Here is a 25,374-nt window from a genome sequence, read left to right as displayed (position 1 = left end):
TGAAATCTATATGCCGCTCCTTAGCGCATGTGGCGGCGAAGCGAAACAGTAAGTTTGGAAAGCGACGCCTCCAACACGCAGCAGTGCAATCTTCGTGACCGCCGCGCGCTTGACTCGTTTTTTTCCACATTCTACCCAAGGGAACCATCGAACAGGGTTCCGCAAACGTGACATCAGCCGTCCCCCGCGCCTACCGCTTCCACGTAGGCTTATTGCATGCAGGCTTGGGGCCTGCGATTTGATGTTCTCCCATTTCGATCCGCTTTATTCGCTCTCGGGTTTCTTCGTCGGCGCGCTTGTCGGCATCACCGGCGTCGGTGGCGGCTCACTGATGACGCCGTTGCTGGTGCTTCTGTTCGGCGTCCATCCGGCGACCGCCGTCGGGACCGACCTGCTCTACGCGGCCGTCACCAAGAGCGCCGGCACCGCGGTTCACGGGATGCACGGGCGCATCAACTGGCGGATCGTCGGCTGTCTTGCCGCCGGCAGCGTGCCGGCGGCGCTGATCATGCTGTGGCTGCTGTCGGGCGTCGACCGCAAGAGCATCGAAGTCGCGCATACGATCACGACGGCGCTTGGCTGGCTGCTCGTCATGACGGCCTTCATGCTGGTGTTTCGCAAACAGGTGCTGGCGTTCGCGCAGCGTTCCACAGGCGAGCGACGGACTCTGCGGCCGGCGACGCTTGGCATTCTCACCGTCGTGCTCGGGCTGGCGCTCGGTATTCTCGTCACGTTGACGTCGGTCGGAGCAGGCGCGCTTGGCGTCACCATCCTGCTGGTGCTTTATCCCAGGCTCGATGTGCGCGAGATCGTCGGTTCCGACATCGTCCATGCGGTGCCGCTGACGTTGATCGGCGGCATGGGCTACTGGATGATCGGCGAGATCGATTGGATCATGCTTGCGGCGCTGCTCGTCGGCTCGATCCCGGGGATCATCGCGGGCAGCCTGCTTGCGCCGAAGCTGCATGAGCGGACCATCCGCCTGGTGCTGGCTGCAACACTGGCCGTCGTCGCTTACAAGCTTCTGACTTCCTGATCAGGGACTTAACGGATCAAGGTCCGGGCTGCTTGATATCGCCGAGAATGCTCAGAATCGTCTGCTTGCGGTCGAGATTGTAGGCGTCGGAGACCGTCAGGCGCTCGATGATATCGCTGTGTAGGCGTGACAAGCGTTCGGCCTGGGCCACCTGCCCCGCCATCGCCGCAGCCTTCGCCTTGCCCATGAGGTCGTCGCCGAGATGGCCCGCGAAGAACTCGAAGATCGTGTCGCTTTCCTTGCCAGACAGCGCGTCGGCCAGACGGTGCATGGCCTTGCGCGCCGATGGCCCCTGCAAAGTCAGAACCTCGTTGTAGGCCGAAATGATCTCGCCGCCGCCGTAGTTCACCAGCTTCAGCGCTTCACCGACACTGCCATTGGCCGACGCCAGCAGCGACGCGTCGTCCGCGTCCACGCCGAGATGACCCAGAGCCGAGCGCAGCGCGTTATCACCGAGTGGCGACAGCTTGAGCGGCAGGCAGCGGGAGCGGATGGTGGGGAGCAGCTTGCCCGGCGCATGCGAGATCAACAGGAACAGCGCGCGCTTCGGCGGCTCCTCGAGGATCTTCAGAATGGCGTTGGCAGCACTTCGGTTCATGTCGTCGGCGGGATCGATGATGACGATGCGCCAGTTGCCGGTGCCCGACGTCTGCGAAAAAAAGCGGCCGGCGCGGCGCACCTCGTCAACGGTGATCGCCGATTTCACCTTACCGGTCTTCTCGTCCACCGGACGGGCGAGATGCAACAGGTTGTGCGAGGCGCCCGAGTTGATCTGGCGGCTGACGGAGGAGTTCGGATCGGGATCGGCGAGGACGTCAGGCGCACTCTCCGGGTCCGGATGCGACAGGACATGATTGGCGAAACGGAAGGCAAGCGTCGCCTTGCCGATCCCCGACGGTCCTTCCATCAGCAGGGCATGGTGGCCCTTGCCGGAGCGGTAGGATTGCGCGAGGAAGGCCTCGGCGTCTTCATGACCGAAGAGCTTGGTGTTTTCGGGCGGCCAGATCGCGCCGTCGAGAAGGCTCGGGTGCTCGTCACTCATCGATCGCACTCATCGCTGGCTCAACGACCTTCGGGGCGTCTGCAGGCGCCAGCAACTGGCCGACGATCGAGACGATCTCCGCTGCGATCGCCTCCTCGGTCTGCATGGCGTTGACGACGTGGCAGCGCTCGGGCTCGCGCGAGGCTATGTCAAGAAAGGCTTCGCGGCGCTTCTCGTGGGTCTCGATCTCTTCCTTCTCGAAGCGATCGGGCGCGACGTCGCCGGCAGCACCCCGGCGCTTGGCGCGTTCGAGACCGGCCTTGGCCGGCAGGTCGAGCATCAGCGTGCAATCGGGCACGACGCCGTTGATCGCGACGCGCTGCAGCGTCTCGATGAAATCGGGCTCCAGATTGCCCGTCACGCCTTGATAGACGCGTGAGGAATCCATGAAGCGATCGCAGAGCACGACCTTGCCCTGACCAAGGGCCGGACGGATGATTTCTTCGACATGATCGTTGCGGGCGGCCGCGAAGAGAATCGCTTCCATGCGCGTACCAAAGGACTCGGCAGCACCCGAGAGCAGCACATGGCGCACGGCCTCCGCACCCGGCGAACCGCCCGGCTCGCGCGTAACCACGACCTCATGACCCCTGGCGCGCAAGGCATCGGCCAGCCGACGGATCTGGGTGGACTTACCAGCACCCTCACCGCCTTCAAACGTAACGAACAATCCGGTAGCGGATGACAACAATATGTTCCTGCGATCTTGGCCTGCACTCAATCGGCGCTGTGGCGCCACACCCGTACATCTAGCCGAAGATAACGGCGAGCGGAACCGCTTCGCGTCGATCTCTCAGCTTTGTCACAAGGTGAAGCGCGACTATGGCGATCATGTGGGCTCGGCCGGCTTATCCCAGAGCCAGGAAAACAGCAGCGTTTCGCCGAGCTCCAGAACGGCATCGACGGCGCGGCTGCTGAGAGTGCCCTCCTCGACCGCGGCCTTGGTGTAGAGCGGCACTTCGCGAAGCAGTCTGCTGCCGGCGAAAAGGCGCAGCGTGCCGACTTCTCGGTCCGCCTCAATCGGTGCCGGTAGCGGCCAGTGATACACGATGCGGGCGGCAAGCCGGTCGGGATTGTTGACCGGGATGTAGACGCTGATCGGGCTTTTGGCGACGAGCTCGACGCTGCGCGATGCGCCGCCATAAACGCTCGCCGTGCCGATGACCTCGTTTTCCGCGAAGAGCTGGCGAATCTCGAAGGCGCTGAGGCCCCATTCGAGCACGCGCTTGGCTTCCTCGGTACGCTCCTTGTCGGAGGCGATTCCGCCGAGCGTCATGAACAGGCGGCGGCCGTTGCGCTCGGCCGATGCCACGATCGAATAGCCCTCGCCTTCGGCAAAGCCTGTCGCCAGGCCATCGACGCCGAGACCGAAGCCGAGCAGCGGGTTGCGGCTACGCTGGAAAATCTTGTTCCACTCGAAATCGGGCTGCGCGAAATAGGGATAGTAGGCCGGATAGCCCTGTTGCAGGCGCTCCGCCAGCGCGACCATGTCATAAGCTGTGGTCTTGCTTTTGCCGTCGGGAAGTCCGGTGGAGTTGGCGAAAAGGGAGTGCTGCATGCCGAGCGTCCTTGCGCGTCGCGTCATGCTTTCGGCGAAAGCCGGCTCGCCGCCGCTCATGCCTTCGGCAAGAATGATGCAGCTGTCGTTGGCGCCCTGGATGGCGATCCCGCGAACAAGGTCCTCTACACGCACGTTGGATTTCAGCGCCGCGAACATGGTCGCGGTGCGCGACGGCGCGCCGCCGGTGCGCCAGGCAAATTCGGAGACGGGATACTGGGTGTCGAGCGTGATCTGCTTGCTTGTGAGCGCATCGAAGACGAGCTCGACCGTCATCAGCTTGGCGAGCGAGGCCGGCGAGAATGTCTGATGCTCGTTCTTGGCAAGCAGCACAGTGCCGGTCGACGCTTCGACCATATACGCCTGTGCCGCCTTGGTGACGAACGACTGGTTGGCGTCAGCGGGTGCCGCCACGGCATCGGTCGAAACGACCTGGGCCAGCGGCAACAGGCAGACACACAGACGAAGCATATGTTTCAGCATCGAAACCCTCATCGATCCGGCCCCGAAGGACCTCGGAAACACTTACTTCAGCGCAGCCTTCGCTGCCTTCTGACGCTTGAATGATGCCAGGATGCTGTCTTCGGTCAAGCCGTCATTGCGAACCATGACCGCGTCGAAGGCGAGATCGACCGTCACGGTCTTCACGCCTTCTTCCTGGTAGCCCATGGCCATCGACCCCTGCTGCCAGCCATAGGGGCGCTCATAAGGATAGGGACCGATCTCGGGCAGCACGACCATTTCGCCGAACGAGGCCGGCGCGGCGTTGTCGAAGGACGGCGCACGCAGAGTCGGCACAGGTGCGGCGTTGTAAGGCGCGCTCGGCGTCGAGCCGGCATAGGAGGTCGCGGAGCGCGGAACCGGTACGCTATCGGCCGCAGGCGGCGTGAACCCACCGAAGCTCTGGATCTCGTCGCGGGTGATGCGCTTGCTGTTGGAGGCAACCATGACGCCGGTGGCGATCTGCCCCTCGCCCGGATAGACGCCGGGAATACGGCTGCCCTTCGGCACGTAGGAGGCCATCAGATACGGCATGTCGTGGCCATCCATGCGGGCCTTGCCGACATACTGCACGCGCACATTGCCGGTGCCGCTGTGCTGGAGATCGAGTAGATCAGCGGTCTTGTTCGAGAGGTCGATGATGCGGCCTTCATGATAGGGGCCGCGGTCGTTGACGCGCACGATGATGGAGGAGCCGTTCTCAACGTTGGTCACGCGCGCATAGCTCGGCAGCGGAAATGTCGGATGCGCGGCGGAAATGTGCATCTGGTCGTAGACTTCGCCATTGGCCGTCAAGCGACCATGGAAAGCCGACCCGTACCAGGATGCGATGCCGACCTTGTTGTAGGAGAAATCTTCTTTCGGGAAATAGGTCTTACCCTTGACGACATAGGGATTGCCGACGATGTAGCGACCGCCGCCCTTCGGGATATTGTTGCCGGTGGCGACACGCGGGCTCGCCTTCACGCCATATTCCGACTCGGCAAAATATTCCTTGCCGTGGGTGCGCTTGGCCGTCGTCGTGGGTGCCGTTCCGCAAGCGGTCACTGTCGCACAGATAAGCGACAAGCCTACCCACCGCATTGGTGTCGCAAGTGCCGCCGCCCCGAAGTCTCGTCTCATATGTCCCACGCCGCTCAAGACCGTTATGGCTCAAAGTCCGCCCATTCAGGCAAAACAAGCCGTACCGCCATCAACCTAACGAGACTTTAATCATGCGACCTTCGCGGCGAATTTGCGAAAGCTTTCGCCGAGATAGAGACAATTCTAATGAATATGGTTAATGGATCGCTAAATTAATGAAGCGATCCGGCACATGGGTGGTCTCTCGGCCAGCGATCAATGAGCTGTCAGAAGTGAAACGAGACACCCAGGTTAACGGCGTTCGTGATGATGTTGGTCTTCAGACTGTCGCCGCTATCGATCGGCACGTTCACACGGGAATAGGTTCCCTTGTACTCGACGAAGGTCGACCAACGATCGGTGATGCGGAAATCGACACCGGCCTGGGCCTGGAACGTCACGCCGCCGAACTCGTAATCGAAGGTCTTGCCCTGCGGGCGCGTCACTTCGACGTGCGGAATGTTGACGCCGACGCCGGCACCGACATAGGGCGTCCAGCGCTGCCCCTCGATCGGGAAGCGATAGAGCGCGTTGGCCGTCAGAAGGTTCAGGCCATCGGTGAATTCGAAGTGCGACCAGCCCGATGTCGCCAGCGTCTTTTCGTCGGCATAGACCTTGTCGTGGGTGTAATCGATCGAGAGGCCGAGGTTGGGGTGATTGAGGTTCTCGAGCCACCAGGTGACGCGCGCGCCGTAATAGGGCGGCGAGCCGAAGGACTTGCCTTCCCAGCCGGCATTGAAATGCGTGCCGTCGGAGACATCCACGCCGCTGTGCGGTGCCGTCTGGTAGCCACCATAGACGGAGAACTGCAGATCCTCGGCCTTTGCCGGAGCGTAGAGACAGACAGCGGTAACGAGTGCGTATGTGGAGAGGCGGAATGCGCGGCGCATGAGTGGTCCCCAGGTTGCGATGGCCGGGATATTCGCCGCCGTTTGTAACAGGGCTATTTCAGTAGCACCGCTCGTCTGATTCATTTGCTGCGTAGTGTCTGGAAGACAACAGCGCCTGAGTGGCTGCGCTTTCGACGCCTCGTCTCAGGCTCGCGGATACCGGTCGAGATAATCCGTCAGGATCTTGAGAAAGACGTCGATATCCCCGCTGGTCGTGCGGTGATTGACGATCGCGCAGCGCACCACCAGTTCGCCCTGCAGCGTTGTCCAGGAGGGCACGGCCAATCCCTGCTCATGAAGATCAAGCACGAGGTCGCGAATGAAATCGTCGTCAGCGCCACGAATGCCGAAGCAGACGATGTTGAGGCCAACCGGGGCCTTTATCTCGAAGCGCGGATCGCGCTTGAGGCTTGCGGCGAGATAGCGGGCGAGTTCGCACGTGCGCGCGATGGCATGTCCCATCCGCTCCGTGCCCAGCGTTTCGATCGTCATCCAGGTCTTCAGCGCCCGGAAGCCTCTCGACAGATCGGGGCCCAGATCGCATGGCCATGTCTCGCCGGCGGCAAGCCCCCTGCTCGACCGCTGCAAATACGCGGCCGGTTGGGCGAATGCGCGCTTGTGCGCATCACTGTCGCGCACCAGAAGAAAGCCGGCGTCATAGGGCACATGGCCCCATTTGTGGAAGTCGAGCGCGATCGAGGCAGACCGCTCGATGCCCGAAAACAGCTGACGCATCTCAGGCGACAGCATGGCCAGCGCGCCGATGGCCCCATCGACGTGGAACCAGATGTTTTCCGCTTCGGCGAGCTTGGATATCTCCAACAGAGGATCGATCGCACCGGTGTTCACCGTGCCTGCCGTTCCGACCACCAGAAACGGGAGCAAGCCCTGTGCGCGGTCTTGCGTGATCGCCGCGGCCAACGCTTCGACGCTCATCCGGCCGGCGTCGTCGACCGCGATGGACCTCAGGTTCGCCGAGCCGATGCCGGACAGCTCCATGGCCTGCGCGATGCAGACATGCGCTTGCGAGGATGTGTAGGCGACCAACTGTCTGTCGGCCTTTCGCAATCCGTCCCGCCGCACGCTTTGGCTCAAGGCCTCGGTGCGGGCGATGGTCAGTGCCAGGAAATTGGCCATCGACGAACCAGTGACGAAGAGACCGCTTGCCGATGAGGGATAGCCAAGCGCCTCAGCCATCCATAGGGCGATCTGCTTTTCAACCTCGATGCCGACATGATCGCGGCCGCCGCAATTCATGTTCAAGCCCGCGGCGACCATCTCAGCCACCATGCCGACGGGTGTGCCGGCCCCATGCACCCAGCCCATGAACAGCGGATGCAGATTGCCGGTGGCGTGGGGAAAGATATGCGTACGGACATCATCGAGCACATCGTCGAGCGCACGGGGATCATCCGGCAGCGCGCGGGCGAACCTTGACCGCGTGTCCGACGGCATCTGCTGCCAGACCGGCTTTTGCCTGACATTGGCGATATGATCGATGGTGTCGTCGAGCATGCGGTGGGCTGCTTCGCGAAACGCCTGCCAGTCCGCGGGGTCGAGGCTCGTCGACTTCTCCAGATCCGACCCCACTGGCGCGTCTGTTTTCGCAATCCGTGACATCAGAGCCCTCGATCAGCCCGGGAGACGGCGGCCCATTTCTCGAACACGATGTCGAGATCGTCGGCGATCGGCCGCATCGCCTTTTCCATCGTGTCGCCGCCGGCCAGTCTATCGGACACGGTGTTGATGTCGATAGCCGAGGCGGCGACCCTGAGGATCGTGCGGGCGCCGAGATTGACTGCCTGCCCGACGTGGCAGACCGGTCCAATGTCGTTCTCGCGGAGTGCCAGATGGATACTTTGCGCTTGCGCAAGCGAGGCGAAGCCGTTGTTGTCAGCGGTCATGGTCAAGGGGAAGATGGCGCGATCGATGATGTGGCCGCCTTCGTCATCGGGATGGATCAACACACCTTCAAGGCCTTCCGCGCGGGCGCGTACGAGGTCGGCGAAAGCCTGCTTGATCCGGCGCTGAACGGCGGCATCGATTGCGGCCAAAGGCTCCAGCTGCTCAAGCGCGGCGATCCACCTCAGGCCCAGGCCGAGATTGAAGTGCGATCCGAATTGCTGGTCATTGCCGCCGCGCAGGCGCGCCGGCCAATCATGGAGAACCGTGTAATCAGAAAGCCCCGGCGCAAGTGCCTGTTTCGTAGCAAGTTCCTCGACAAGCGCCGGCGGTATCGCAAGCGCGCCCGCGAAGGGCGGACCGGCAAGGAACTTCGAGCCGGTGACGGCGACGAGAAAGCCGTCGGCGATATCCCTGGCGAGCGCGGCGGCGCTGCAGCGAAACTGGCAGGCATCGACAAGAATACGAACACGTCCGGGCGCGCGCGCTGATATATACCGAGCAGCCTGTCGCGAGACGCCGGTCAGGCCTGTCTTCGACGTATCAAGAACATGGACGAGAACATCCCTGTCGCGCTTCAGCGCGTCCTCGGCAAGCGATATGACGTCAGCGTCGACATCGTCAGGGTTCCGCGCTTGCCCCAAAGCGTTGCGGATCGCCACCGTCTGGACTTCGACGCGATCGGCGGCAATACCGGCGAGCATCTCGCCTGCACTGACCGTGTGTCCCAGCGCCGTCGCATCCGAGAAATGGCGGCCTGAGGCAGCGCGCGGTACGCCGCTTCCGGTCTCCTCAGGCGCGATCAGGATGTTGGTGATCGGGCGTGGCGACAGCGCAAGCATCAGGCTGAGCGCGAGCAGCTCCACATCCGTTCCGGATGCGGCAAGCACGATGCCGCTCTCGTCGCATCCGATGTTGCTGCCGATACGGCCACGGATTTCGGCGAACCATTCGTCGACGGCGACAGCGGTGGTGCCATCGACGCCGAACAGCCGGTTCAGCTGGTGGCCGGCAGCGGTGAAGCCCTGCAGCGAAACGTTGCTCGCGGTCGTGGACGCGAAGGAAATTTCGTCCTTGGCCGCAGTGGTGCGGGTTCCGTATCGATTGCGGCCTGTTGCTGCGTCAGGCCAGATACGGCTGTCGCCGCCGGCCGCGAACAGAAGCGACAGCGTGTGGTCGATACTGGCCGCGCCCAGCTTGTGCCGGTAATCAGGAACAAGTTCGGCCATCGTCCTGGCAGCGAATATGTCGTCTCCGGATCTGGTGGCCCTCGAAGCTGCGATCACAGCGCTTCCACAAGCGACACGACGCCTGCCTGATTGGAGCCGTGCGCCTGCTGGCCTCGTAGAGGTTTGCCCTCGCGCGCGCGGCTGGCCAGCGCATCTTCGAACGCTGAAAACAGCGTTGCCATTGCCTGCTTCTTGTAGGGAAAGACGGTCTCGGAATCCATCGAATGGACGATCATCGCCACGTCTGCCTCAAACAACAGCAGGCGTCCGTCCGATAGCTCGGCGCAATCGATGGCGAAGTAGTCGAGGCCCAGGCGGCGGTGCAGCGCTGCAAACGCGTCGGCGTGGCGCATGGCGAAATCGGTCTGGAAATCCGCCATCCACGACGCCTCCTCCAGCCGACGCTCGGCATGCTCCGCCATGCCGGCGCTGAGGTAGTGCACCATCCAGTGATCGGAGATCGCCAGGTGGCTCGCATAGGGCTTGCCATCGATGACCGCGATGCGCTGCTTGCGAAACTTGCCGTCCTCGTCGCTGTAATCGATGAAGGGAGCAATGTAGAACTCGGCTTCCGGCCGACCGGTGAGATAGGCGGCAATCGCCTCCGTCGAACCGATCTTTTCCATTCCGTGACCGGCATGGGTGCCGACCGGGCGAAGGATGATCGGGAAGGATGTCAGTCCGTCGATCAAGTTGATCGAGAGCAAGCCAGCTGCCAGATCGACGAGTGTCTGGCGAGCGATGCGCGTCGTCATCGGAGCGAGGATGGTGGGCTCGTTGCGGAAGGCTTCGGCCACGCCCTCACGCGACAGGTCGATCACCCGGCGCGGCGCATTGTTCACGATCGGGCCGGTCCAGCTTGCAAGCAGATGCTCGAGGTTTTCCAGCACGGCCAGATTTTCAGGCGACTCGCCGACGGCGACGAAGGCCACATCATGCTCCGGCATATCGTTCAGATCAGCCGTCAACTCGTCGACGTAGTGGAGAAGGATGTTCGCGTTGGAGCTTTCCAGCAGGAACTCGATCGGCGTATTGGCCATGAAGTCGCCGCGGGTGGCGATCACGAGGACGCGAAGGCCCGACCCGCTGCCGTTGCGAATATGGTATTTGCGGCTCATCTCCAGCGCGCCCTTCTGGGTGATGGCGGCTTCGTGGCTCTTGCCTAGCGTTTGCAGGATGATCGCCAGGTCCATGAAGGCACCCGCATCGGAGACGTCGGCGGATACCCGCGCCATCAGCGCATCCCAATAAGGCGAGATGTCCTTGCCCTCATAGACCGTGCGAACGATCGCCGCCTTGCCAGCTATTGCGTGCAGGTCTTCAAGTTCGTGGATCTGGGCGGCGGCAGTTTTCACGGGCATCAACTCCATATGAACCGGCTTGATCGACCGCGGCGTGACTCACCGCGACATCACCGATTGGCAAATATTCGAGTTCACTTTTGTGCCTGGTTGCTTGCGTGGGCCTTGCTGTTCCGGTCGATCGGTGCGCACAAATCGCCGCAGTGCCGCTGGACACGAAGGGAGCGTGGCCATGCCTATTCAATTGGCGGCGTGATGGAGAAGATGCGTGTCGCGCGATCGCCCTCGGGCCAAGGCTCGGCGCCCCAAGGATTCGATCAGAATCAAGCCGGACGTCGCTCGGCCATAGGGTGGCTGCGGGTAACGGACTGAATGCGCAAATCAAGATCAGAGAGGCCGAAGGGCTTCACCAGATAGTCCGTCGCACCGCAAGTAAAGCCTTCGACCTGATCGGAGACCTGATCATGCGCGGTAAGAATGATGATGGGAACATTGTTGGCCCGGCCGCGCAAGCGGCGCAGCAACGACAGTCCGCTGCCATCGGGAAGGCGCAAATCGAGCAGAACCAGGCCGTATTCGCCGCTATCGGCAGCACGGGTCGCGTCGGCAAGCGTCAGGCACCATTCCACCGAATAGCCGTTTGCCGAAACATGGTCGCAAACGGCATCTCCGAGGATCGCGTTATCTTCGACCAACAACACATTCATGACCGCGCCTTCCGCCTAGCCAGCGCCACCGGTGATCTGGGTGCTTTCCGCCTGGGCGTCGCGAACCGGCGCCGGAATTGGAGCCGATACCTTGTCGAGCCCGTAGTGCTTCTCGAGGTTCGTCCAGCTCTGATCCATGGCATAGGCCGACGACAGCTTGGGAATGCCCACATGCCCGAACGCGAAGGACAGCTGGCGCTCGGCGACATCTTCCTTCACGTTGGCGATCTGCTGGCTATAGAGCACAGAGGCCAAGCCGGTTCTGTCGGCACCGGAAAGGCAATGGACCAGGATCGGTTTTGGAGCGTCGCGCATGATGGCGACGAGGCGGTCCGCCTTCTCGGTGGTGAGAATTCTGGATGCAGACATACCGAAATCGATATGCTCGACGCCCAGTCGCTCCGACACGGCGACTTCTTCCGCCCACCATTTCGCGTGCCCGCTATCGCCACGCAAGTTGATCACGGTCTTGATGCCGTGCTCGCGGATATAGCGCTCCAGCTGAGACGGAGATGGCTGCGCCGAACGGTAGAACTGCCCGGCCACGACAGTATGAAAATTCCCGGTAAACTGGAGATAACCGACATAGCCGGCGAGTGTCAGGCCCGTCAAAAGTATCAGTCCGCCGAAAATCTTTACGGGGCGGGCGATCCGAACTCGCTTCAGTGCGCGCAAGAGTATCTCCTAAGTAATATCGAAGAGAGTTGCTCTATGGCGTGGGCTGCTGACAACAACCTGAAGCGGAAATGACATTATTGCGACATCGGCGGTTCGCAGGTGAAGAAGACGCGGACGCGCGGCCAAGGTCGCGCCCAACATGCGACCGGGCCTTTCAGCCCCGGTCATCAAAAGCGATCTGATTTCAGTTGACGCCGACCGCGGAGCTCACACTGGCGACATGGGAATCCCCCTTCCGGCAACTGGAAAACACATCCAGCGAAGGGTCATACACCTTGGTCGAAACATCCATCAGGCCGAGCAGGCTATGGAAGATATTGTCGTGGGAAGTCGTCTTGTTGGCGTTGCTCGCCAGGCACGCCATGTCGAAGCCAGCCGACGCCTGGAGATTGTCGGAGAGCCATACCAGAAATGGCACGTGGGTCTGCTGGATCGGCGCAACGACATAGGGCGTACCGTGCAGATAGAGCCCATTCTCGCCCAGCGATTCACCATGGTCGGAGACGTAGACCACGGAGCCCGCAACGGTATCGGACCGCTTCTTCAGCTTATCGATAACCGTCGACACGATATGATCCGTGTAAAGGACCGTATTGTCATAGGCATTGCGGATTTCTTCCGGCGAGCAGCTTCCGAAATCGTTGGCGCGGCAATCCGGCTGGAAGCGGCGGAACTCCTCGGGATAGCGAGCATAATATGCCGGGCCATGACTGCCGAGCTGATGAAGCACCAGCACGCTATCGCCCTTTACCTTGTCTAGCCAGCCGTCAATCTTGTCCAGGAGGATCGCATCGAGGCATTCGCCGTCCTTGCAGAATCTCGGATCGGCCGAATCCGGCAGGAATTCGTAGGGTACCCGGTCGGTGACGTGGTAGCTGCCGGTGTCGTTGTCGAGCCATGAAACGGAAACGTTCGCATGTCCGAGAACGTCAAGAACATTCTCCGTCTCCAGCCCCTTGCGGTGCGTGTAAGCCGTTCTCGGATATACAGAAAACAGGCATGGGATCGAGATCGCCGTTGCGGTTCCACAGCTGCTCGTGTTGGGGAAATAGACGACATTCTGCTTCGCCAGCTCGGGATTGGTATCGCGCGTATAGCCGCCGAGCGCAAAATCCTGGGCACGGGCCGTTTCGCCGGCGACCATGATGAGGACCCGCGGCTTGTTGGTTGCGGTCGTGTTGACACGATGGGCATCCGCGCCAAGCGGCTGCGCGACGATGTTGGCGTCCTGCCCCGACGAAATTGCGAAGCGCACGGCGCTGGTGATCGGCACAAACGGATTGAGCGTGTCGAGAATATCCTTGTGAGCCCGCCCGACGCCCGCGAAGGTCCGGTAGTCACCAATGCCGATTGCCGTGAAAACGGCCGTGCAGGCAAGGATAACGGCCGTGTTGTGCGCCAGCTTCCCGAGGATCGGCCGGTGCCGGATGCGCACCCAAAGAATGAGCAGCGACGGCACGATACCGGTCAGAAAGATATGCCATGCAAACCGGCCGGTAATCAGGTGCCCAGCTTCAGCACCGGTCGACACGGCGGCGTTGCGGATCATCTCCTTGTCAACAATGACGCCGAACGAATCGGTAAACCAAGATGCGGCGGACGCCACGATCACGAAGAAGATCAGGAACGGCTTGGTGATGTATTTCGCGGAGAAGAAGGTGACTACGCCCAGGCTCGCGGCCGCGATACCGATCACGAAGATCGAAAAGCCGAAGCGATCGGCGGCGAAATAGCCGAAGGCCTTGGACCAGAAGGTTTGGTTGGTGACGGCCAGAAGATAAGCGGTCGTCAGCAGGCAGAGCGTGATGCTTCCAATTTCCGGACGAAGAAAGCGTGGTCCGGCTCGATCATTACTGTCGTTCAATTCGGTGTCTCCGCAATAGCTGGCGCGGGACACCGTCAAAGCGATGGCCTTATCCCGCCAATGCGTGACGGAATGCCTTTCTTTTCTGACACAAGCCTGAATGCTTCCAGGCTATATGCGACCAACACGGGCCGCGCCGTGCGCCTGCAGGCGCCGGAGAGGTTTGGAAATGGTGAGCATTTCCTGCATCTCGCCTCCTACGCAGACACAAAATACAGCCTGCAGCCCCCTATCCTGAGTAAGTTTGCCCCTAGCCCTTGAGGCCATAATGCGCTTCCAGCCGGTCCCAGCTGACATCCATCGCGTAGACGGACGAAACATGCGGTATGGCGACATGGCCGTAACGCACAGACAGTTGGCGCTCAGCGACATCTTCGCCGACACCCGCGATCTGCTGGCTATAGATCACCGACACCAGGCCGGTTCGATCTGCACCACTCTGGCAGTGCACGAGGATCGGCTTTGGCGCTGCTTTCATGATGGCGACCAGCTGGTCCGCCCGTTCGGGCGTCAGGACGGTACCGGACGACATTGCGAAATCGATGTGCTGGACACCAAGCCGCGCCGCCGTTTCGACCTCGGCATTGTACCACTGCGCGTTCACATTCTCGCCGCGCAGGTTGATGATCGTCTTGATGCCGTGATCGCGGACATGGCGCTCAAGCTGCGCTGGAGAGAGCTGCGCCGATCGGTAAAACTCTCCATGAACGACGCTGTGAAAATTCCCGCTCAATTGCAGATAGCCGATATAGCCTCCGAACAGGGCGCCTGCGAACAACACGCAGGCGGCGGCTCTCAATAGGATCTTCTTCCGACTGGCGGCGAAACGCATGACGACAAACCTCATTCATCAAAGTGCGAGCGGGACTTTGATGAATGAGCCTGACGGCCACCTGAAAGCTATGCTCAGTGCAAAACCAAGCCCGCCCGAGCGCCGGTCTGCGCACGCGATCGGCAACAAGGGACGAGGTTGTCACCTATGTATTCGGTACGGAGTTTACCCACACGTGCGGGTGGGACAAAAGCGAAAATGGCGGATGGGGTGGGATTCGAACCCACGGTACGGTTCCCCGCACGACGGTTTTCAAGACCGTTGCCTTAAACCACTCGGCCACCCATCCAGCGCACCAATCTGATGGCCCGGCGGCAAAATGCGCGCACCTTGGGTGTCACCAAATCAGGTTTCGAAGGCTTTAAGCTGCTTCGTCGGCACCGTCAACCAGCCCGGCCGCGTCTTCGCGCCGTGATCTCGCATAATGGCGCGGGAGCACGAGCGAAGACGTCGGATGAGCGAAGGGAAAAGACGGTCAGTGCGCGGTGGTTTTGCGGTTCGCCAGCAGAAGAATGTAATCGTCGGCAGCGTCGGCGATCGCCATGGCCACCTCGGCCGCCGCCCAGCCGTTCTTCTGCGCTTCCCTGATAATCTGGTGGAGTGCTGGTTCGACGTCGGCGCGGCAATCGAGCAAACGCTGGTCGTGGTTGGTGTCACTGCGAGCTGACTGAAGATTGATCATCTCTGTTACCCCTCATGTCCAAGGCTGTACCATGACATAGATTGCAGGTTGAGCAAGGGATTGCTGATCAAAACCTAAATTTTGCCAGCGGATGAGGTTTTTCAACGACACTCGCCTAAAGCGATCAGTCATGCAACCTGACCGAAAGTGATGCGAATGGGGTGATAAATATGTTCCATAGTTGGCGATACATCATTGAAAATGATGAAACATACTTCGGCATCGACAAAACAACCAAACAACATCTATCGCCCGTCAAAGTTCTACATAGTATTATCCGAGACAATCGAGATCACATCGCCACCATATTTCCGCTTTTATATTCGAACATATTTTGACTCTATGTATCCTGCTAAATTCTTCTAAAGGTTGATTTTATATAAACCATAAAGCGGCACCAAAATAACATTGCGACCAAAATGGATCATCATGCGAGAGGCTTCTGCTCATCGAGGCGTGCGCCACGTCCAATCACTCCACAATGTGTCGAGTAATTTCATAAAAATCCCCCGGTAGTTGTATTTCACATTTGCGTGATTTCCTGCGTCATGGCGACCATCTGGGTAAGATGATCGGTCAACAAAAGCACAGTTCTCACAAGCGTCTTCGTTGGCGAATTCCGCGTGCCGAAAATCGGATGCAAAAAGGGCCGAGCTCCACAGCCCGGCCCTTTCGATCTCATTTCAGAAAATTCTATCTGCGGCTCATCAGGCCAAACAGGTATGCCACGCCGGCGGTCACCGCGATAGCAAGGATCGGCTCTTCGCGCACCTTGTCGCGAACGCGCTCGGTCAAAACTGAGGCCTCATCTGCAACGGCGGTCTTTGCACCCTGCCCCAGCGCGACAACGCTCTCGGACAAACGCGCCAGATCTTCGCGCAATGCGGCGACCTGGGCGGACAGATCGTCCGTTGCAATCTCCGCCTTGACGCGCGCGGCTGTGGACTGTGCGGAGGCGGTTTTCATGTCGGCCATTGTTTGCTCCTGTTTCTTGGGGATGCTGCTCAACGAAATAGCGCTGCCAAAGGTTCCGCAAGCGAGCATCTTTTGTCTTCGGTCGGCGTCGCGAAACACGGCTGGTATAGCGCAGATGTTTTCGCGCGATAACCCTTCAATTCCTCATGCGTTTGCTCTAAGGAACGTCCAATGCTTTGCCCGCGAACGGGCGAATATAATGCGAGGTTTGCGTTTCGATGTTCGATCTTCTGCGTAGAGCTGCCCGGACCTGGGCGGCCAAGCTCCTGATGCTGCTCCTGGTCGCCTCTTTCGGCATTTGGGGTGTGTCACACTCCCTGCTGACCGGCAGCACCAGCACGACCGTTGTGACGGTCGGCGACCAGCAGGTCGACGTCAACGAGTTCCGCCTCGCCTATCAGCGCCAGGTCTCCAACCTCAGCCAGCAGTTCGGCATGCGCCTGACACCTGATCAGGCCCGCGCCTTCGGCGTCGAGCAGCAGGTGATCTCGCAGCTGGTGGCCGGCGCTTCGCTCGACCAGCTCGCCGCCGACATGGGGCTCGGCCTCTCCGAGGATCGTCTGGCACAGCTGATCGGTGACGATCCGGCGTTCAAGGCCGTCAACGGCCAGTTCGACCGTTCGCTGTTTACCTCGCGCCTGCGCAATGCCGGCATCCGCGAGGACGACTATATCAAGGAGCGCAGCAAGGTCGCGGTTCGCAGCCAGATCGTCGACGCGATCTCGAACGGCTTCACGCCTCCGAAGACGCTGGTCGATTCGCTGAAGCTCTACCGCCAGGAAAGCCGCGGGATCGATTACCTGCTGCTGACCAACGCCAATATCGAGCCGATCAAGGCGCCGGCTGACGACGTGCTGGCCAAGTGGTTCGAAGGTTCTAAGGCGCGCTATCGTGCGCCGGAATATCGCAAGTTCACCTATCTGAAACTGCAGCCGGCCGACATCGCCGATGCCGGAACGGTGACCGACGATCAGATCCGCGAAGACTTCGAAAAGCGCAAGGACGCCTACCGCACGCCGGAAAGCCGCATGATCGAGCAGCTGACCTTCCAGAACAAGGACCTCGCCAACGCTGCCGCCAATGCGCTGAAAACCGGCACGACCTTCGACCAGCTGGTGACCGACCAGGGCAAGACGGCCAATGACGTCATGCTCGGCGAATTCACCAAGGACAAGGTTCCCGATCAGTCCGTTGCCGACGCGGCCTTTGCGGTTTCCCGCAACGGCGGCACCTCGCCTGTCGTCGAGGGTAGCTTCGGTCCGGTTATCCTGCGCATCACCAACATCAAGCCCGAGAGCGCCAAGAGCTTCGACGAGGTCAAGGAAGACCTGCGCAAGCAGCTCGCCGTCGCAAACGCGTCGCAGCAGATGATCACCGTCCACGATCAGATCGAAGACCTGCGCAGCGCCGGCTCGACGCTCGACCAGATCGCCACGCAGCTCAAGCTCAAGGCCGTGACCATCGACGCCGTCGATGCAACGGGCCTCGACAAGGCTGGCAACGAGGTCAAGGACATCCCGGAGAAGCAGCAAGTGCTGGGCGCGGTGTTCCGTGCCGAAGCTGGTGCCGATATCCCGTCGCTGTCGATCGGTACGGATGGCTATCTGTGGTTTGCTCTCGGCGACGTCACGCCCGAGCGCGACCGTCCGCTTGCCGAAGTTCACGACAAGGCCGTTGCCGACTGGACCGCCGAACAGCAGAAGAGCGAACTCGCCAAGAAGGCGGACGAGCTGAAGCAGCAGGCCCAGAAGGGTACCTCGCTTGCTGACATCGCCGCACCGCTCGGCATTCAGGTCGAGAGCAAGAGCGGCATCACCCGTGGCATGGACGACGTGGTTCTTGGCACTGGTGGCGTCAACGCCTCCTTCTCCGGCCCGATCGACACGATCGCGACCGCGATCGGCGCCGATCCGACGACGCAAATCCTGATGAAGGTGACCGAAGTCAACACCGAGCCAACAGGCGATGTGCTTGCCAACCAGGACCAGCAGATCAACGCGATCGCAAACGCCGCCGGCGACGACATCCTGGACCAGATGGTCTCCCTGCTGCAGACGCAGTATGGCGTGTCGATCAACCAGCAGCTCGCCGAACAGGCAGCCTCGCGCTAAGGGGAACATGAACGCATGACCGATCTGAAGCCCCTCCTGGCGAAGGCCGCAAGCCGCGAACCTCTGACACGCGAGGAGGCCCGCGAGGCCTTCGACATCCTGATGTCCGGCCAGGCCACGCCCTCTCAGATCGGCGGTTTTCTGATGGCGCTGCGCGTTCGTGGCGAGACCGTCGACGAGATCGTCGGCGCCGTCACGACCATGCGCTCGAAGATGCTGACGGTGGAAGCGCCAGCCGATGCCATCGACATCGTCGGCACGGGCGGTGACGCCAGCGGCACCTACAACATCTCGACGCTGGCGGCCCTGATCGTCGCCGGCGCCGATGTACCGGTCGCCAAGCACGGCAACCGGGCGCTCAGCTCCAAATCGGGTGCTGCCGACAGCCTGGCCGCGCTGGGCGTCAAGCTCGACGTGACGCCCGAGGTCATCTCGCGCTGCATTCGCGAAGCCGGCGTCGGCTTCATGTTCGCGCAACAGCACCATTCAGCCATGCGCCATGTCGGCCCCTCGCGGGTCGAGCTCGGCACGCGGACGATCTTCAACGTGCTCGGCCCGCTCTCCAATCCGGCCGGCGTTCGCCGCCAGCTGCTCGGCGTCTACTCGCCGCAACTCGTCATGCCGATTGCCGAGGTGATGCGCGATCTCGGTTCAGAGAGTGTGTGGGTCGTACACGGCAACGGCCTCGATGAAATCACCACCACCGGCAAGACCAGCGTCGCAGCACTCGAGAACGGCAAGATCAAGAGCTTCGAGCTTTCGCCTAGCGACTTCGGCGTCGATACGGTCGAACTTGAGGCAATCAAGGGCGGCGACGGTGTCGTCAACGCCGCTGCGCTGCGCGATGTGCTGAGCGGCGCGAAGAATGCCTATCGCGATATCGCGCTTGCCAACGCCGCCGCATCGCTCGTGATCGCAGGCAAGGCCGAGACGTTGCATGACGGCATGCGGCTTGCCGCCCAGTCGCTCGACAGCGGCGCCACCGCGGGTGCGCTCGACAAACTTGTCGCCGTATCCAACGACCTCGACTAGGATACCGACATGACCGACATTCTGCAGAAGATCGAACTCTACAAGCGCGAAGAGATCGCCGCGGCAAAGGCCAAGGTCTCGCTCGCTGATCTGAAGGCGATGCAGCAGGACCAGACGGCGCCGCGCGGCTTCCGCAAGGCGCTGGTCTCCAAGCGCGACGCGGGCCAGTTTGGTCTGATCGCCGAGATCAAGAAGGCAAGCCCTTCCAAGGGACTGATCCGTCCGGATTTCGATCCGCCGGCGCTGGCCAAGGCCTACGAGCTTGGCGGCGCGGCCTGCCTGTCCGTGCTGACTGATACGCCGAGCTTTCAGGGCGCGCCCGAGTTCCTGATGGCAGCGCGGGCGGCGTGCAAGCTGCCGGCCCTGCGCAAGGATTTCATGTTCGAGACCTATCAGGTGCAGGAAGCCCGTGCCTGGGGTGCCGATTGCATTCTGCTGATCATGGCCTCGCTTTCCGATGACGACGCCGAACGCTTGCAGGACGAGGCTTTCGGGCTCGGCATGGATGTGCTCGTCGAAGTACACGACGCTGAAGAGATGGAACGGGCGCTGAAGCTCTCGTCGCCGCTGGTCGGGATCAACAACCGCAACCTCAGGACCTTCGAGGTCAGCCTCACGGTCAGCGAAGAGCTTTCGGCCATGGTGCCTGATGACCGATTGCTGGTCGGCGAGAGCGGCATCTTCACACATGAGGATTGTAAGCGGCTGCAGGCTTTCGGCATCAACACCTTCCTCGTCGGCGAGAGCCTGATGCGCAAGGACGATGTGACGGCGGCCACGCAGGCGCTGCTGTTCGGCCAGGCCTCGCTGGCGGCCGAATAAGATGAGTGGCGAGAAGGCGGGTCTGACCCATATCGACGCTGCCGGCGAGGCGCACATGGTCGATGTCGGTGACAAGGCCGATACCACCCGCATCGCGACCGCTGAGGGCCATGTGACGATGGCACCGGCGACGCTTCAACTGATCCTAGAGGGCAACGCCAAGAAGGGCGACGTGATCGGCACGGCGCGGCTGGCCGGCATCATGGCCGCCAAGCAGACCAGCAATCTCATCCCGCTCTGCCACCCGCTGATGCTGACCAAGGTTTCCGTCGAGATTACCGAGGATAGCGCCCTGCCCGGCCTGCGCGTTACCGCGACCGCCAAGCTCACCGGCAAGACCGGTGTCGAGATGGAAGCGCTGACGGCCGTCTCGGTCGCGTGCCTCACGATCTACGACATGGCCAAGGCCGCAGACAAGGCGATGGAGATCAGCGGCATCCGGCTGCTTGAGAAATCGGGCGGGAAGTCGGGCGATTTCCGGCATCCGGAGCATGCGAAATGAGCCTTCTGCCCGTAGCCGAAGCGCAGGAACGCCTGCTGTCGCGGGCAAGGCCGATCATGGCGTTCGAAACCGTTTCCCTGGCTGAGGCCGAGGGTCGCGTTCTCGCGTCCGATGTCACGGCGCGCCTGACACAGCCGCCCTTCAATTCATCGGCGATGGACGGCTATGCGCTGCGCGGCGAGGACGCCCTTGAGCCCGGCAGCGAACTACTGATAATCGGGACGTCGTCCGCCGGACACGCCTTCGACGGCACGGTCGGCGCCGGCGAGACCGTGCGGATCTTCACCGGTGCGCCCGTTCCCGAGGGCGCCGACAGCGTGTTGCTGCAGGAAGACGCCGAAAAGACGGAAAGCGGCATCCGCACCACCTATCCCGTGCGGCCCGGCCAGCATGTGCGGCCACGCGGGCAGGACTTTCTCGAGGGCGAGCCCGTTCTGATGGCAGGCGCGGTGATCGATTTCTCACGACTGACCGTTGCCGCCGGCATGAACCACGCGACGCTCGACGTTCGGCGCAAGCCTCTGGTCGCGCTGCTTGCCACCGGCGACGAGTTGGTGACGCCAGGCGAGCAGCCCGGCCCCTCGCAGATCATCGCTTCGAGCACATTCGGGATTGCGGCACTGGCGCGCAAGGCCGGCGCTGAGGTGCTCGATCTCGGTATCGTTCGCGATGAAAAGGCGGCGATCACGGCTGCCGTCGAGAGAGCGCGGCAAGCCAAGGTCGATGTGATCGTCACACTGGGCGGCGCATCGGTCGGCGACCATGATCTCGTACAGGCGACCTTGCTCGCCGCGGGCATGGAGCTCGATTTCTGGCGGATCGCCATGCGGCCGGGAAAGCCGCTGATGGTCGGCAGTTTCGGCGATACGCATGTGCTTGGTCTGCCGGGCAATCCGGTGTCCAGCCTCGTCTGCGGCCTGCTGTTTCTTGAGCCGCTGATCCGCAAGCTCGCCTCCCTGCCTCCGGTCAAGCGGAGCGCTACGGCGGAAGTTGGTGTGAGCATGAAGGCGAACGACCAGCGGCAGGATTATGTCAGGGCAAGAGCGGTGCGTTCGCCATCTGGCACTTTGCAGGTCGAGCCATTTGGCAAGCAGGATTCGTCGATGATGAAGATCTTCGCCGAAGCCGACTGCCTGATCATACGGCCGCCGCATGCGCCCGCTCTCGAGGCCGGAGAGGCATGCGAGGTGATGCTGATCCGTCCGGAACTGCTCGGCTGAACGCTCGATCGGGCGCGCCTGCCGACTGATTGCTGTCATTGCGGTGGCTTGTGCGGATAGCGCGCTTGTTCCACACTCGGCGCATCTTCACAGCCGGGATGCACGATCATGACCACCCAGCCGGTTCGCGATACCAAGGCCATGCTCAATGGCATGACGCCGAGCCTTGACGCCGCCGACTATGTGTTTTGCACGACCGAAGACGAGCAGCTCGCCATGCAGACTGCGCCTTTGTCGCTCGGCTGGTTTCGCGAAGCCGAAGGCGTGTCCATGATACTGCCGGCTGGCGATGCTCGGCGGCTGGGCTTTGACACCACCCTCCCCATGCGGCGGATCACGCTCACCGTGTTCTCGTCGCTTGAGGGCGTCGGACTGACAGCCGCCGTCGCTACCGCGCTCGCCAATCACAACATCTCCTGCAACATGGTGGCCGCCTATCATCACGACCACGTCTTCGTGCCAACGGCCGACGCGGAAGAGGCCATGCGGGTGCTGCTGGAGCTGCAGTCGTCGGCAGGCTGACGCTGGAGCGCCTGGAACTGGCTAGAGGTCCGGAACCGCGGCCAAGCTGAAGACACCGGCGCGAACCTCGTCCCCGTCGCTACCAAGGCCGAAATCCGGCACGGAATACTCCGCGATGCAGTGCAGCTTCTCCGTTGGCAGCGGCACGCGATAGGGATCGCCGATCAGGACGTCGATGCCGGCGGCGCGGCAGGTTTCGAGAAACGCCAGCGCGCGCTTTGCCAGCGCTTCGTCATAGAAGAGGTCACCGGCCAGAACCATATCGACCGAAGGCGGCGGACCGTCGAGGAGGTCGGCACGCAGGAGATCGAGCTCTACGCCATTGGCGGCCGCATTGAGGCGGGCGGCGGCGATGGCGTTTTCGTCGATGTCGGCGGCGACCACGGATGTGGCACCAGCCCTGGCGGCGATGATTGCGACGAGGCCGGAGCCAGTGCCGAGGTCGAGAACGCGCCGGTCGCGCACGAGATGCGGGTTTTCGGCGATATAACGCGCCAGCACCGCGCCGCCGCCCCAGCCATAAGCCCAGTACGGTGCCGGTGCGTCGGGATCGGTGCCGCCTAGCCGTGACAGGCGGCTGCCGGAATGCGCGGTGTAGAGCTGGATATCCTGAAGGCCGGGCGCCGGTAGAAGCCGGAGATTCCTGGCGATGAAGGCGCTGACGTCGAAGAAGGATGTGCGCTTCTGCGGGTGGGCACCATCGGCAGCGGAAACGGATGTCATACGCTCGGTCTCATCATGCATCGATCACCCGGTCCGGATCAGCAATCGCGAGGTCAATTTTCGCGATTGCTTGATATGAGAAACGGCGAGGCATGGCTGCCAGGTCGAGTGGCGCCCTGAAAATCAGGACGATCCGAACGACTGGCGGCGCATGCGATCCTCGCCGTCACACTTTGGGCCTCAGCCCTTCTTCTTGGAGAATTTCGGCTTCGGGCCGTTGCCGTCGAACTTCGGCTTGCCTTCGTATTTCGGCTTGCCCTCGAACTTGGGCTTACCTTCGAACTTAGGCTTGCCGGGCTTGCTCCACGGCTTGCTGTCGCGCTCGCCGGATGGAGCCGCATCGCTGCGTGGTCCCTTCTTGAAGCCGCCGTCGCGCGGGCGATCGTCGTAGCTCTTCTTGGCGGCGTAAGGCTTGGGGCCCGACTTGTTGAAATCGGGCTTGCCGTAATCCTGACGACCGAATTCCGGCGTGCCAGGCAGACGGCTGACGCGGATGCCGCGTTCCATCGTCTTGTTCGGACCGGTAGCTGCAAGGAAGGCATCGGCGCTGCCGGCTGCGATCTCGACGAAGGTCTCTTCCGGCTGCATCTTGATGGCGCCGATCTCGCGCTTGGTCAGGTTGCCGTTGCGGCAGATCATCGGGATCAGCCAGCGCGGCTCGGCGTTCTGCTTGCGGCCGACCGACAGCGAGAACCAGACGCTGGGGCCGAAATCGTCGCGCGGGCCGCGTGGGCTGGTGTCGCGCGGGCCATCGGCGTTGTCGCGCGCCTTGCGCGGACCGGCCTGCAGGCTGATCTCCATCAGATCTTCCGGCGCCGACTGCTTGGCGCGGTAAAGATTGACGAAGGCATTGGCGAGCTTCTCGGCGCCATGCGCGTCGAGCAGGCGCTTGACGATGTCCTGCTCTTCCTCGCGCGGAGCCTCCTCGAAGATCGGATCGGCGAGCAGGCGTTCCTCGTCGCGGGCAATGACTTCCTCGGCCGACGGCGGCAGCGCCCAGGTGGCGGCGATGCCGGCATTGTCGAGCAGACGTTCGGCCTTGCGGCGGGCGTTGAGCGGCACGATCATGGCGCTGACACCCTTGCGACCGGCGCGGCCGGTACGGCCCGAACGGTGCAGCAGGGTTTCCGGATTGGTCGGCAGGTCGGCATGGATGACGAGATCGAGGCCCGGAAGGTCGATGCCGCGGGCGGCGACGTCGGTCGCGATGCAGACGCGGGCGCGGCCATCGCGCATCGCCTGCAGCGCGTGGCTGCGCTCGTTCTGAGTCAGTTCGCCCGAGAGCGCGACGACGTCGAAATTGCGGTTATGGAAGCGGGCGGTCAGATGGTTGACGGCCGCACGGGTCGAGCAGAAGACGATGGCGTTGGTCGCCTCGTAGTAGCGGAGGACGTTGATGATGGCGTTCTCGCGGTCGCTCGGGGCGACGGCGAGCGCACGGTATTCGATATCGACGTGCTGCTTTTCTTCCGTCGTGGTGGCGATGCGCACCGCGTTCTTCTGGTAGCTCTTGGCGAGCTTGGCGATAGCGGCCGGCACGGTTGCCGAGAACATCAGCGTACGGCGATCGTCCGGGGACGCGTCAAGAATGAATTCGAGGTCTTCACGGAAGCCCAGGTCGAGCATCTCGTCGGCTTCGTCGAGCACGACGGCCTTCAGATCGGACATGTCGAGCGCGCGGCGGCGAATGTGGTCGCAGAGACGACCGGGCGTACCAACGACGATGTGGGCGCCACGCTCGAGCGCACGGCGCTCGCTGCGGATGTCCATGCCGCCGACGCAGCTGACGATGACGGCGCCGGTCAGCTCATAGAGCCATTCCAGCTCGCGCTTGACCTGCAGCGCAAGCTCGCGGGTCGGCGCGATGACGAGCGCCAGCGGGGTGGCGGCCGGCTCGAAGCGATCGTCGTCGCCAAGCAGGGTCGGCGCCATGGCAAGGCCAAAGGCGACCGTCTTGCCGGAGCCGGTCTGCGCCGACACCAGCGCGTCGGATGCGGCAAGCGCCGGATCGAGCATGGATTGCTGAACGGGGGTGAGCTCGGAATAACCGCGCTTCGCCAACGCCTTGCCGATCGCCGGAACGACGCCGCTTATCTCTGTCATTTTGTCTGTCTTTCGGAATA

At 62.1% G+C, this 25,374-nt stretch carries 23 protein-coding genes and 1 tRNA gene; 7 read left to right on the top strand and 17 right to left on the bottom strand.

Annotation, left to right across the window (positions count from 1 at the left end; genetic code table 11):
- Positions 1-241 precede the first annotated feature (241 nt).
- Positions 242-1,036 (top strand): sulfite exporter TauE/SafE family protein, encoded by a 795-nt coding sequence (locus tag ACODTZ_RS11890; protein ID WP_112979731.1) that lies wholly within the window; start codon positions 242-244, stop codon positions 1,034-1,036.
- A gap of 16 nt (positions 1,037-1,052) precedes the next feature.
- Here the strand turns inward: ACODTZ_RS11890 and ACODTZ_RS11885 are convergent, their stop codons facing one another.
- From ACODTZ_RS11885 to ACODTZ_RS11815, 15 genes are all read right to left on the bottom strand, one after another.
- Entirely contained in the window at positions 1,053-2,078 is a 1,026-nt protein-coding gene (locus ACODTZ_RS11885; protein WP_489025920.1) for a DNA polymerase III subunit delta', read from the bottom strand.
- Positions 2,071-2,766 (bottom strand): dTMP kinase, encoded by a 696-nt coding sequence (gene tmk / locus ACODTZ_RS11880; RefSeq protein ID WP_112979729.1) that lies wholly within the window; start codon positions 2,764-2,766, stop codon positions 2,071-2,073. The genes ACODTZ_RS11885 and tmk overlap by 8 nt, the downstream gene beginning before the upstream one ends.
- A gap of 141 nt (positions 2,767-2,907) precedes the next feature.
- Positions 2,908-4,119, bottom strand: a complete 1,212-nt coding sequence (locus tag ACODTZ_RS11875; RefSeq protein WP_489025918.1) for a D-alanyl-D-alanine carboxypeptidase family protein — start codon at positions 4,117-4,119, stop codon at positions 2,908-2,910.
- Between the two features lie 42 nt (positions 4,120-4,161).
- Complete coding sequence (locus ACODTZ_RS11870; protein WP_209233403.1) at positions 4,162-5,259, bottom strand: septal ring lytic transglycosylase RlpA family protein; 1,098 nt, start codon at positions 5,257-5,259, stop codon at positions 4,162-4,164.
- 227 nt (positions 5,260-5,486) lie between these two features.
- Positions 5,487-6,149 (bottom strand): outer membrane protein, encoded by a 663-nt coding sequence (locus ACODTZ_RS11865; protein WP_489025916.1) that lies wholly within the window; start codon positions 6,147-6,149, stop codon positions 5,487-5,489.
- 144 nt (positions 6,150-6,293) lie between these two features.
- The gene (locus tag ACODTZ_RS11860) at positions 6,294-7,769 is read right to left on the bottom strand and encodes a pyridoxal phosphate-dependent decarboxylase family protein (RefSeq protein WP_489025915.1); all 1,476 of its coding nucleotides are present in this window, start codon (positions 7,767-7,769) and stop codon (positions 6,294-6,296) included.
- Positions 7,769-9,280: a hypothetical protein gene (locus tag ACODTZ_RS11855; protein ID WP_489025913.1), complete on the bottom strand. Its 1,512-nt coding sequence runs from the start codon at positions 9,278-9,280 to the stop codon at positions 7,769-7,771. Before ACODTZ_RS11855 ends, ACODTZ_RS11860 begins: the two co-directional genes overlap by 1 nt.
- 53 nt (positions 9,281-9,333) lie before the next feature.
- Complete coding sequence (locus ACODTZ_RS11850; protein WP_489025912.1) at positions 9,334-10,635, bottom strand: ATP-grasp domain-containing protein; 1,302 nt, start codon at positions 10,633-10,635, stop codon at positions 9,334-9,336.
- A 269-nt stretch (positions 10,636-10,904) separates the two neighbouring features.
- Complete coding sequence (locus ACODTZ_RS11845) at positions 10,905-11,288, bottom strand: response regulator (RefSeq protein ID WP_489025910.1); 384 nt, start codon at positions 11,286-11,288, stop codon at positions 10,905-10,907.
- A gap of 15 nt (positions 11,289-11,303) precedes the next feature.
- Positions 11,304-11,939, bottom strand: coding sequence for a tyrosine-protein phosphatase (locus tag ACODTZ_RS11840; protein ID WP_489026218.1), 636 nt, complete (start codon positions 11,937-11,939; stop codon positions 11,304-11,306).
- Positions 11,940-12,150: 211 nt separating this feature from the next.
- Positions 12,151-13,830: a phosphoethanolamine transferase gene (locus ACODTZ_RS11835; protein WP_489025908.1), complete on the bottom strand. Its 1,680-nt coding sequence runs from the start codon at positions 13,828-13,830 to the stop codon at positions 12,151-12,153.
- Between the two features lie 250 nt (positions 13,831-14,080).
- On the bottom strand, positions 14,081-14,662 hold the full coding sequence (locus ACODTZ_RS11830; protein WP_489025906.1) for a dual specificity protein phosphatase family protein: 582 nt from the start codon (positions 14,660-14,662) through the stop codon (positions 14,081-14,083).
- 199 nt (positions 14,663-14,861) lie between these two features.
- A tRNA-Ser gene (locus ACODTZ_RS11825) sits at positions 14,862-14,951 on the bottom strand.
- A gap of 186 nt (positions 14,952-15,137) precedes the next feature.
- Positions 15,138-15,344, bottom strand: a complete 207-nt coding sequence (locus tag ACODTZ_RS11820; protein ID WP_018899881.1) for a hypothetical protein — start codon at positions 15,342-15,344, stop codon at positions 15,138-15,140.
- A gap of 693 nt (positions 15,345-16,037) precedes the next feature.
- On the bottom strand, positions 16,038-16,319 hold the full coding sequence (locus ACODTZ_RS11815; RefSeq protein ID WP_018899882.1) for a hypothetical protein: 282 nt from the start codon (positions 16,317-16,319) through the stop codon (positions 16,038-16,040).
- Between the two features lie 218 nt (positions 16,320-16,537).
- Here ACODTZ_RS11815 and ACODTZ_RS11810 point away from each other — a divergent pair, with 218 nt between their 5' ends.
- From ACODTZ_RS11810 to ACODTZ_RS11785, 6 genes are all read left to right on the top strand, one after another.
- Positions 16,538-18,430 carry a peptidylprolyl isomerase gene (locus ACODTZ_RS11810; protein WP_489025904.1) on the top strand — a complete coding sequence of 631 codons (1,893 nt, stop codon included), beginning with the start codon at positions 16,538-16,540 and terminating at the stop codon, positions 18,428-18,430.
- Positions 18,431-18,445: 15 nt separating this feature from the next.
- Complete coding sequence (gene trpD, locus ACODTZ_RS11805; protein WP_489025902.1) at positions 18,446-19,462, top strand: anthranilate phosphoribosyltransferase; 1,017 nt, start codon at positions 18,446-18,448, stop codon at positions 19,460-19,462.
- 9 nt (positions 19,463-19,471) lie between these two features.
- Positions 19,472-20,284 (top strand): indole-3-glycerol phosphate synthase TrpC, encoded by an 813-nt coding sequence (gene trpC / locus ACODTZ_RS11800; protein WP_489025900.1) that lies wholly within the window; start codon positions 19,472-19,474, stop codon positions 20,282-20,284.
- A gap of 1 nt (position 20,285) precedes the next feature.
- On the top strand, positions 20,286-20,786 hold the full coding sequence (gene moaC, locus ACODTZ_RS11795) for a cyclic pyranopterin monophosphate synthase MoaC (RefSeq protein WP_489025899.1): 501 nt from the start codon (positions 20,286-20,288) through the stop codon (positions 20,784-20,786).
- On the top strand, positions 20,783-22,006 hold the full coding sequence (locus tag ACODTZ_RS11790; RefSeq protein ID WP_489025898.1) for a molybdopterin molybdotransferase MoeA: 1,224 nt from the start codon (positions 20,783-20,785) through the stop codon (positions 22,004-22,006). The genes moaC and ACODTZ_RS11790 overlap by 4 nt, the downstream gene beginning before the upstream one ends.
- Positions 22,007-22,114: 108 nt before the next feature.
- Complete coding sequence (locus tag ACODTZ_RS11785) at positions 22,115-22,528, top strand: ACT domain-containing protein (protein ID WP_489025896.1); 414 nt, start codon at positions 22,115-22,117, stop codon at positions 22,526-22,528.
- A gap of 21 nt (positions 22,529-22,549) precedes the next feature.
- On the opposite strand, the gene ACODTZ_RS11780 is transcribed toward ACODTZ_RS11785, so the two are convergent.
- Positions 22,550-23,251 carry a class I SAM-dependent methyltransferase gene (locus tag ACODTZ_RS11780; protein WP_489025894.1) on the bottom strand — a complete coding sequence of 234 codons (702 nt, stop codon included), beginning with the start codon at positions 23,249-23,251 and terminating at the stop codon, positions 22,550-22,552.
- A 180-nt stretch (positions 23,252-23,431) separates the two neighbouring features.
- On the bottom strand, positions 23,432-25,354 hold the full coding sequence (locus ACODTZ_RS11775) for a DEAD/DEAH box helicase (RefSeq protein ID WP_489025892.1): 1,923 nt from the start codon (positions 25,352-25,354) through the stop codon (positions 23,432-23,434).
- Between the last annotated feature and the right edge of the window lie 20 nt (positions 25,355-25,374).

The sequence above is a fragment of the Rhizobium sp. FG113 genome, assembly GCF_057809895.1.
The sequence above is the reverse complement of the archived record's forward strand: the minus strand, read 5'-3'. Positions and strand labels throughout refer to the sequence as shown.

Bases quoted from the DNA above. Each gene is read 5' to 3' on its own strand.
- ACODTZ_RS11830 (WP_489025906.1), bottom strand. From the start codon at position 14,662: ATGCGTTTCGCCGCCAGTCGGAAGAAGATCCTATTGAGAGCCGCCGCC.
- ACODTZ_RS11885 (WP_489025920.1), bottom strand. From the start codon at position 2,078: ATGAGTGACGAGCACCCGAGCCTTCTCGACGGCGCGATCTGGCCGCCC.
- ACODTZ_RS11890 (WP_112979731.1), top strand. From the start codon at position 242: ATGTTCTCCCATTTCGATCCGCTTTATTCGCTCTCGGGTTTCTTCGTC.
- ACODTZ_RS11785 (WP_489025896.1), top strand. From the start codon at position 22,115: ATGACCACCCAGCCGGTTCGCGATACCAAGGCCATGCTCAATGGCATG.
- ACODTZ_RS11845 (WP_489025910.1), bottom strand. From the start codon at position 11,288: ATGAATGTGTTGTTGGTCGAAGATAACGCGATCCTCGGAGATGCCGTT.
- ACODTZ_RS11855 (WP_489025913.1), bottom strand. From the start codon at position 9,280: ATGGCCGAACTTGTTCCTGATTACCGGCACAAGCTGGGCGCGGCCAGT.
- ACODTZ_RS11875 (WP_489025918.1), bottom strand. From the start codon at position 4,119: ATGCTGAAACATATGCTTCGTCTGTGTGTCTGCCTGTTGCCGCTGGCC.
- ACODTZ_RS11820 (WP_018899881.1), bottom strand. From the start codon at position 15,344: ATGATCAATCTTCAGTCAGCTCGCAGTGACACCAACCACGACCAGCGT.
- ACODTZ_RS11810 (WP_489025904.1), top strand. From the start codon at position 16,538: ATGTTCGATCTTCTGCGTAGAGCTGCCCGGACCTGGGCGGCCAAGCTC.
- ACODTZ_RS11775 (WP_489025892.1), bottom strand. From the start codon at position 25,354: ATGACAGAGATAAGCGGCGTCGTTCCGGCGATCGGCAAGGCGTTGGCG.
- ACODTZ_RS11815 (WP_018899882.1), bottom strand. From the start codon at position 16,319: ATGGCCGACATGAAAACCGCCTCCGCACAGTCCACAGCCGCGCGCGTC.
- ACODTZ_RS11865 (WP_489025916.1), bottom strand. From the start codon at position 6,149: ATGCGCCGCGCATTCCGCCTCTCCACATACGCACTCGTTACCGCTGTC.
- ACODTZ_RS11860 (WP_489025915.1), bottom strand. From the start codon at position 7,769: ATGTCACGGATTGCGAAAACAGACGCGCCAGTGGGGTCGGATCTGGAG.
- ACODTZ_RS11780 (WP_489025894.1), bottom strand. From the start codon at position 23,251: ATGACATCCGTTTCCGCTGCCGATGGTGCCCACCCGCAGAAGCGCACA.
- moaC (WP_489025899.1), top strand. From the start codon at position 20,286: ATGAGTGGCGAGAAGGCGGGTCTGACCCATATCGACGCTGCCGGCGAG.
- trpC (WP_489025900.1), top strand. From the start codon at position 19,472: ATGACCGACATTCTGCAGAAGATCGAACTCTACAAGCGCGAAGAGATC.
- trpD (WP_489025902.1), top strand. From the start codon at position 18,446: ATGACCGATCTGAAGCCCCTCCTGGCGAAGGCCGCAAGCCGCGAACCT.
- ACODTZ_RS11870 (WP_209233403.1), bottom strand. From the start codon at position 5,259: ATGAGACGAGACTTCGGGGCGGCGGCACTTGCGACACCAATGCGGTGG.
- ACODTZ_RS11790 (WP_489025898.1), top strand. From the start codon at position 20,783: ATGAGCCTTCTGCCCGTAGCCGAAGCGCAGGAACGCCTGCTGTCGCGG.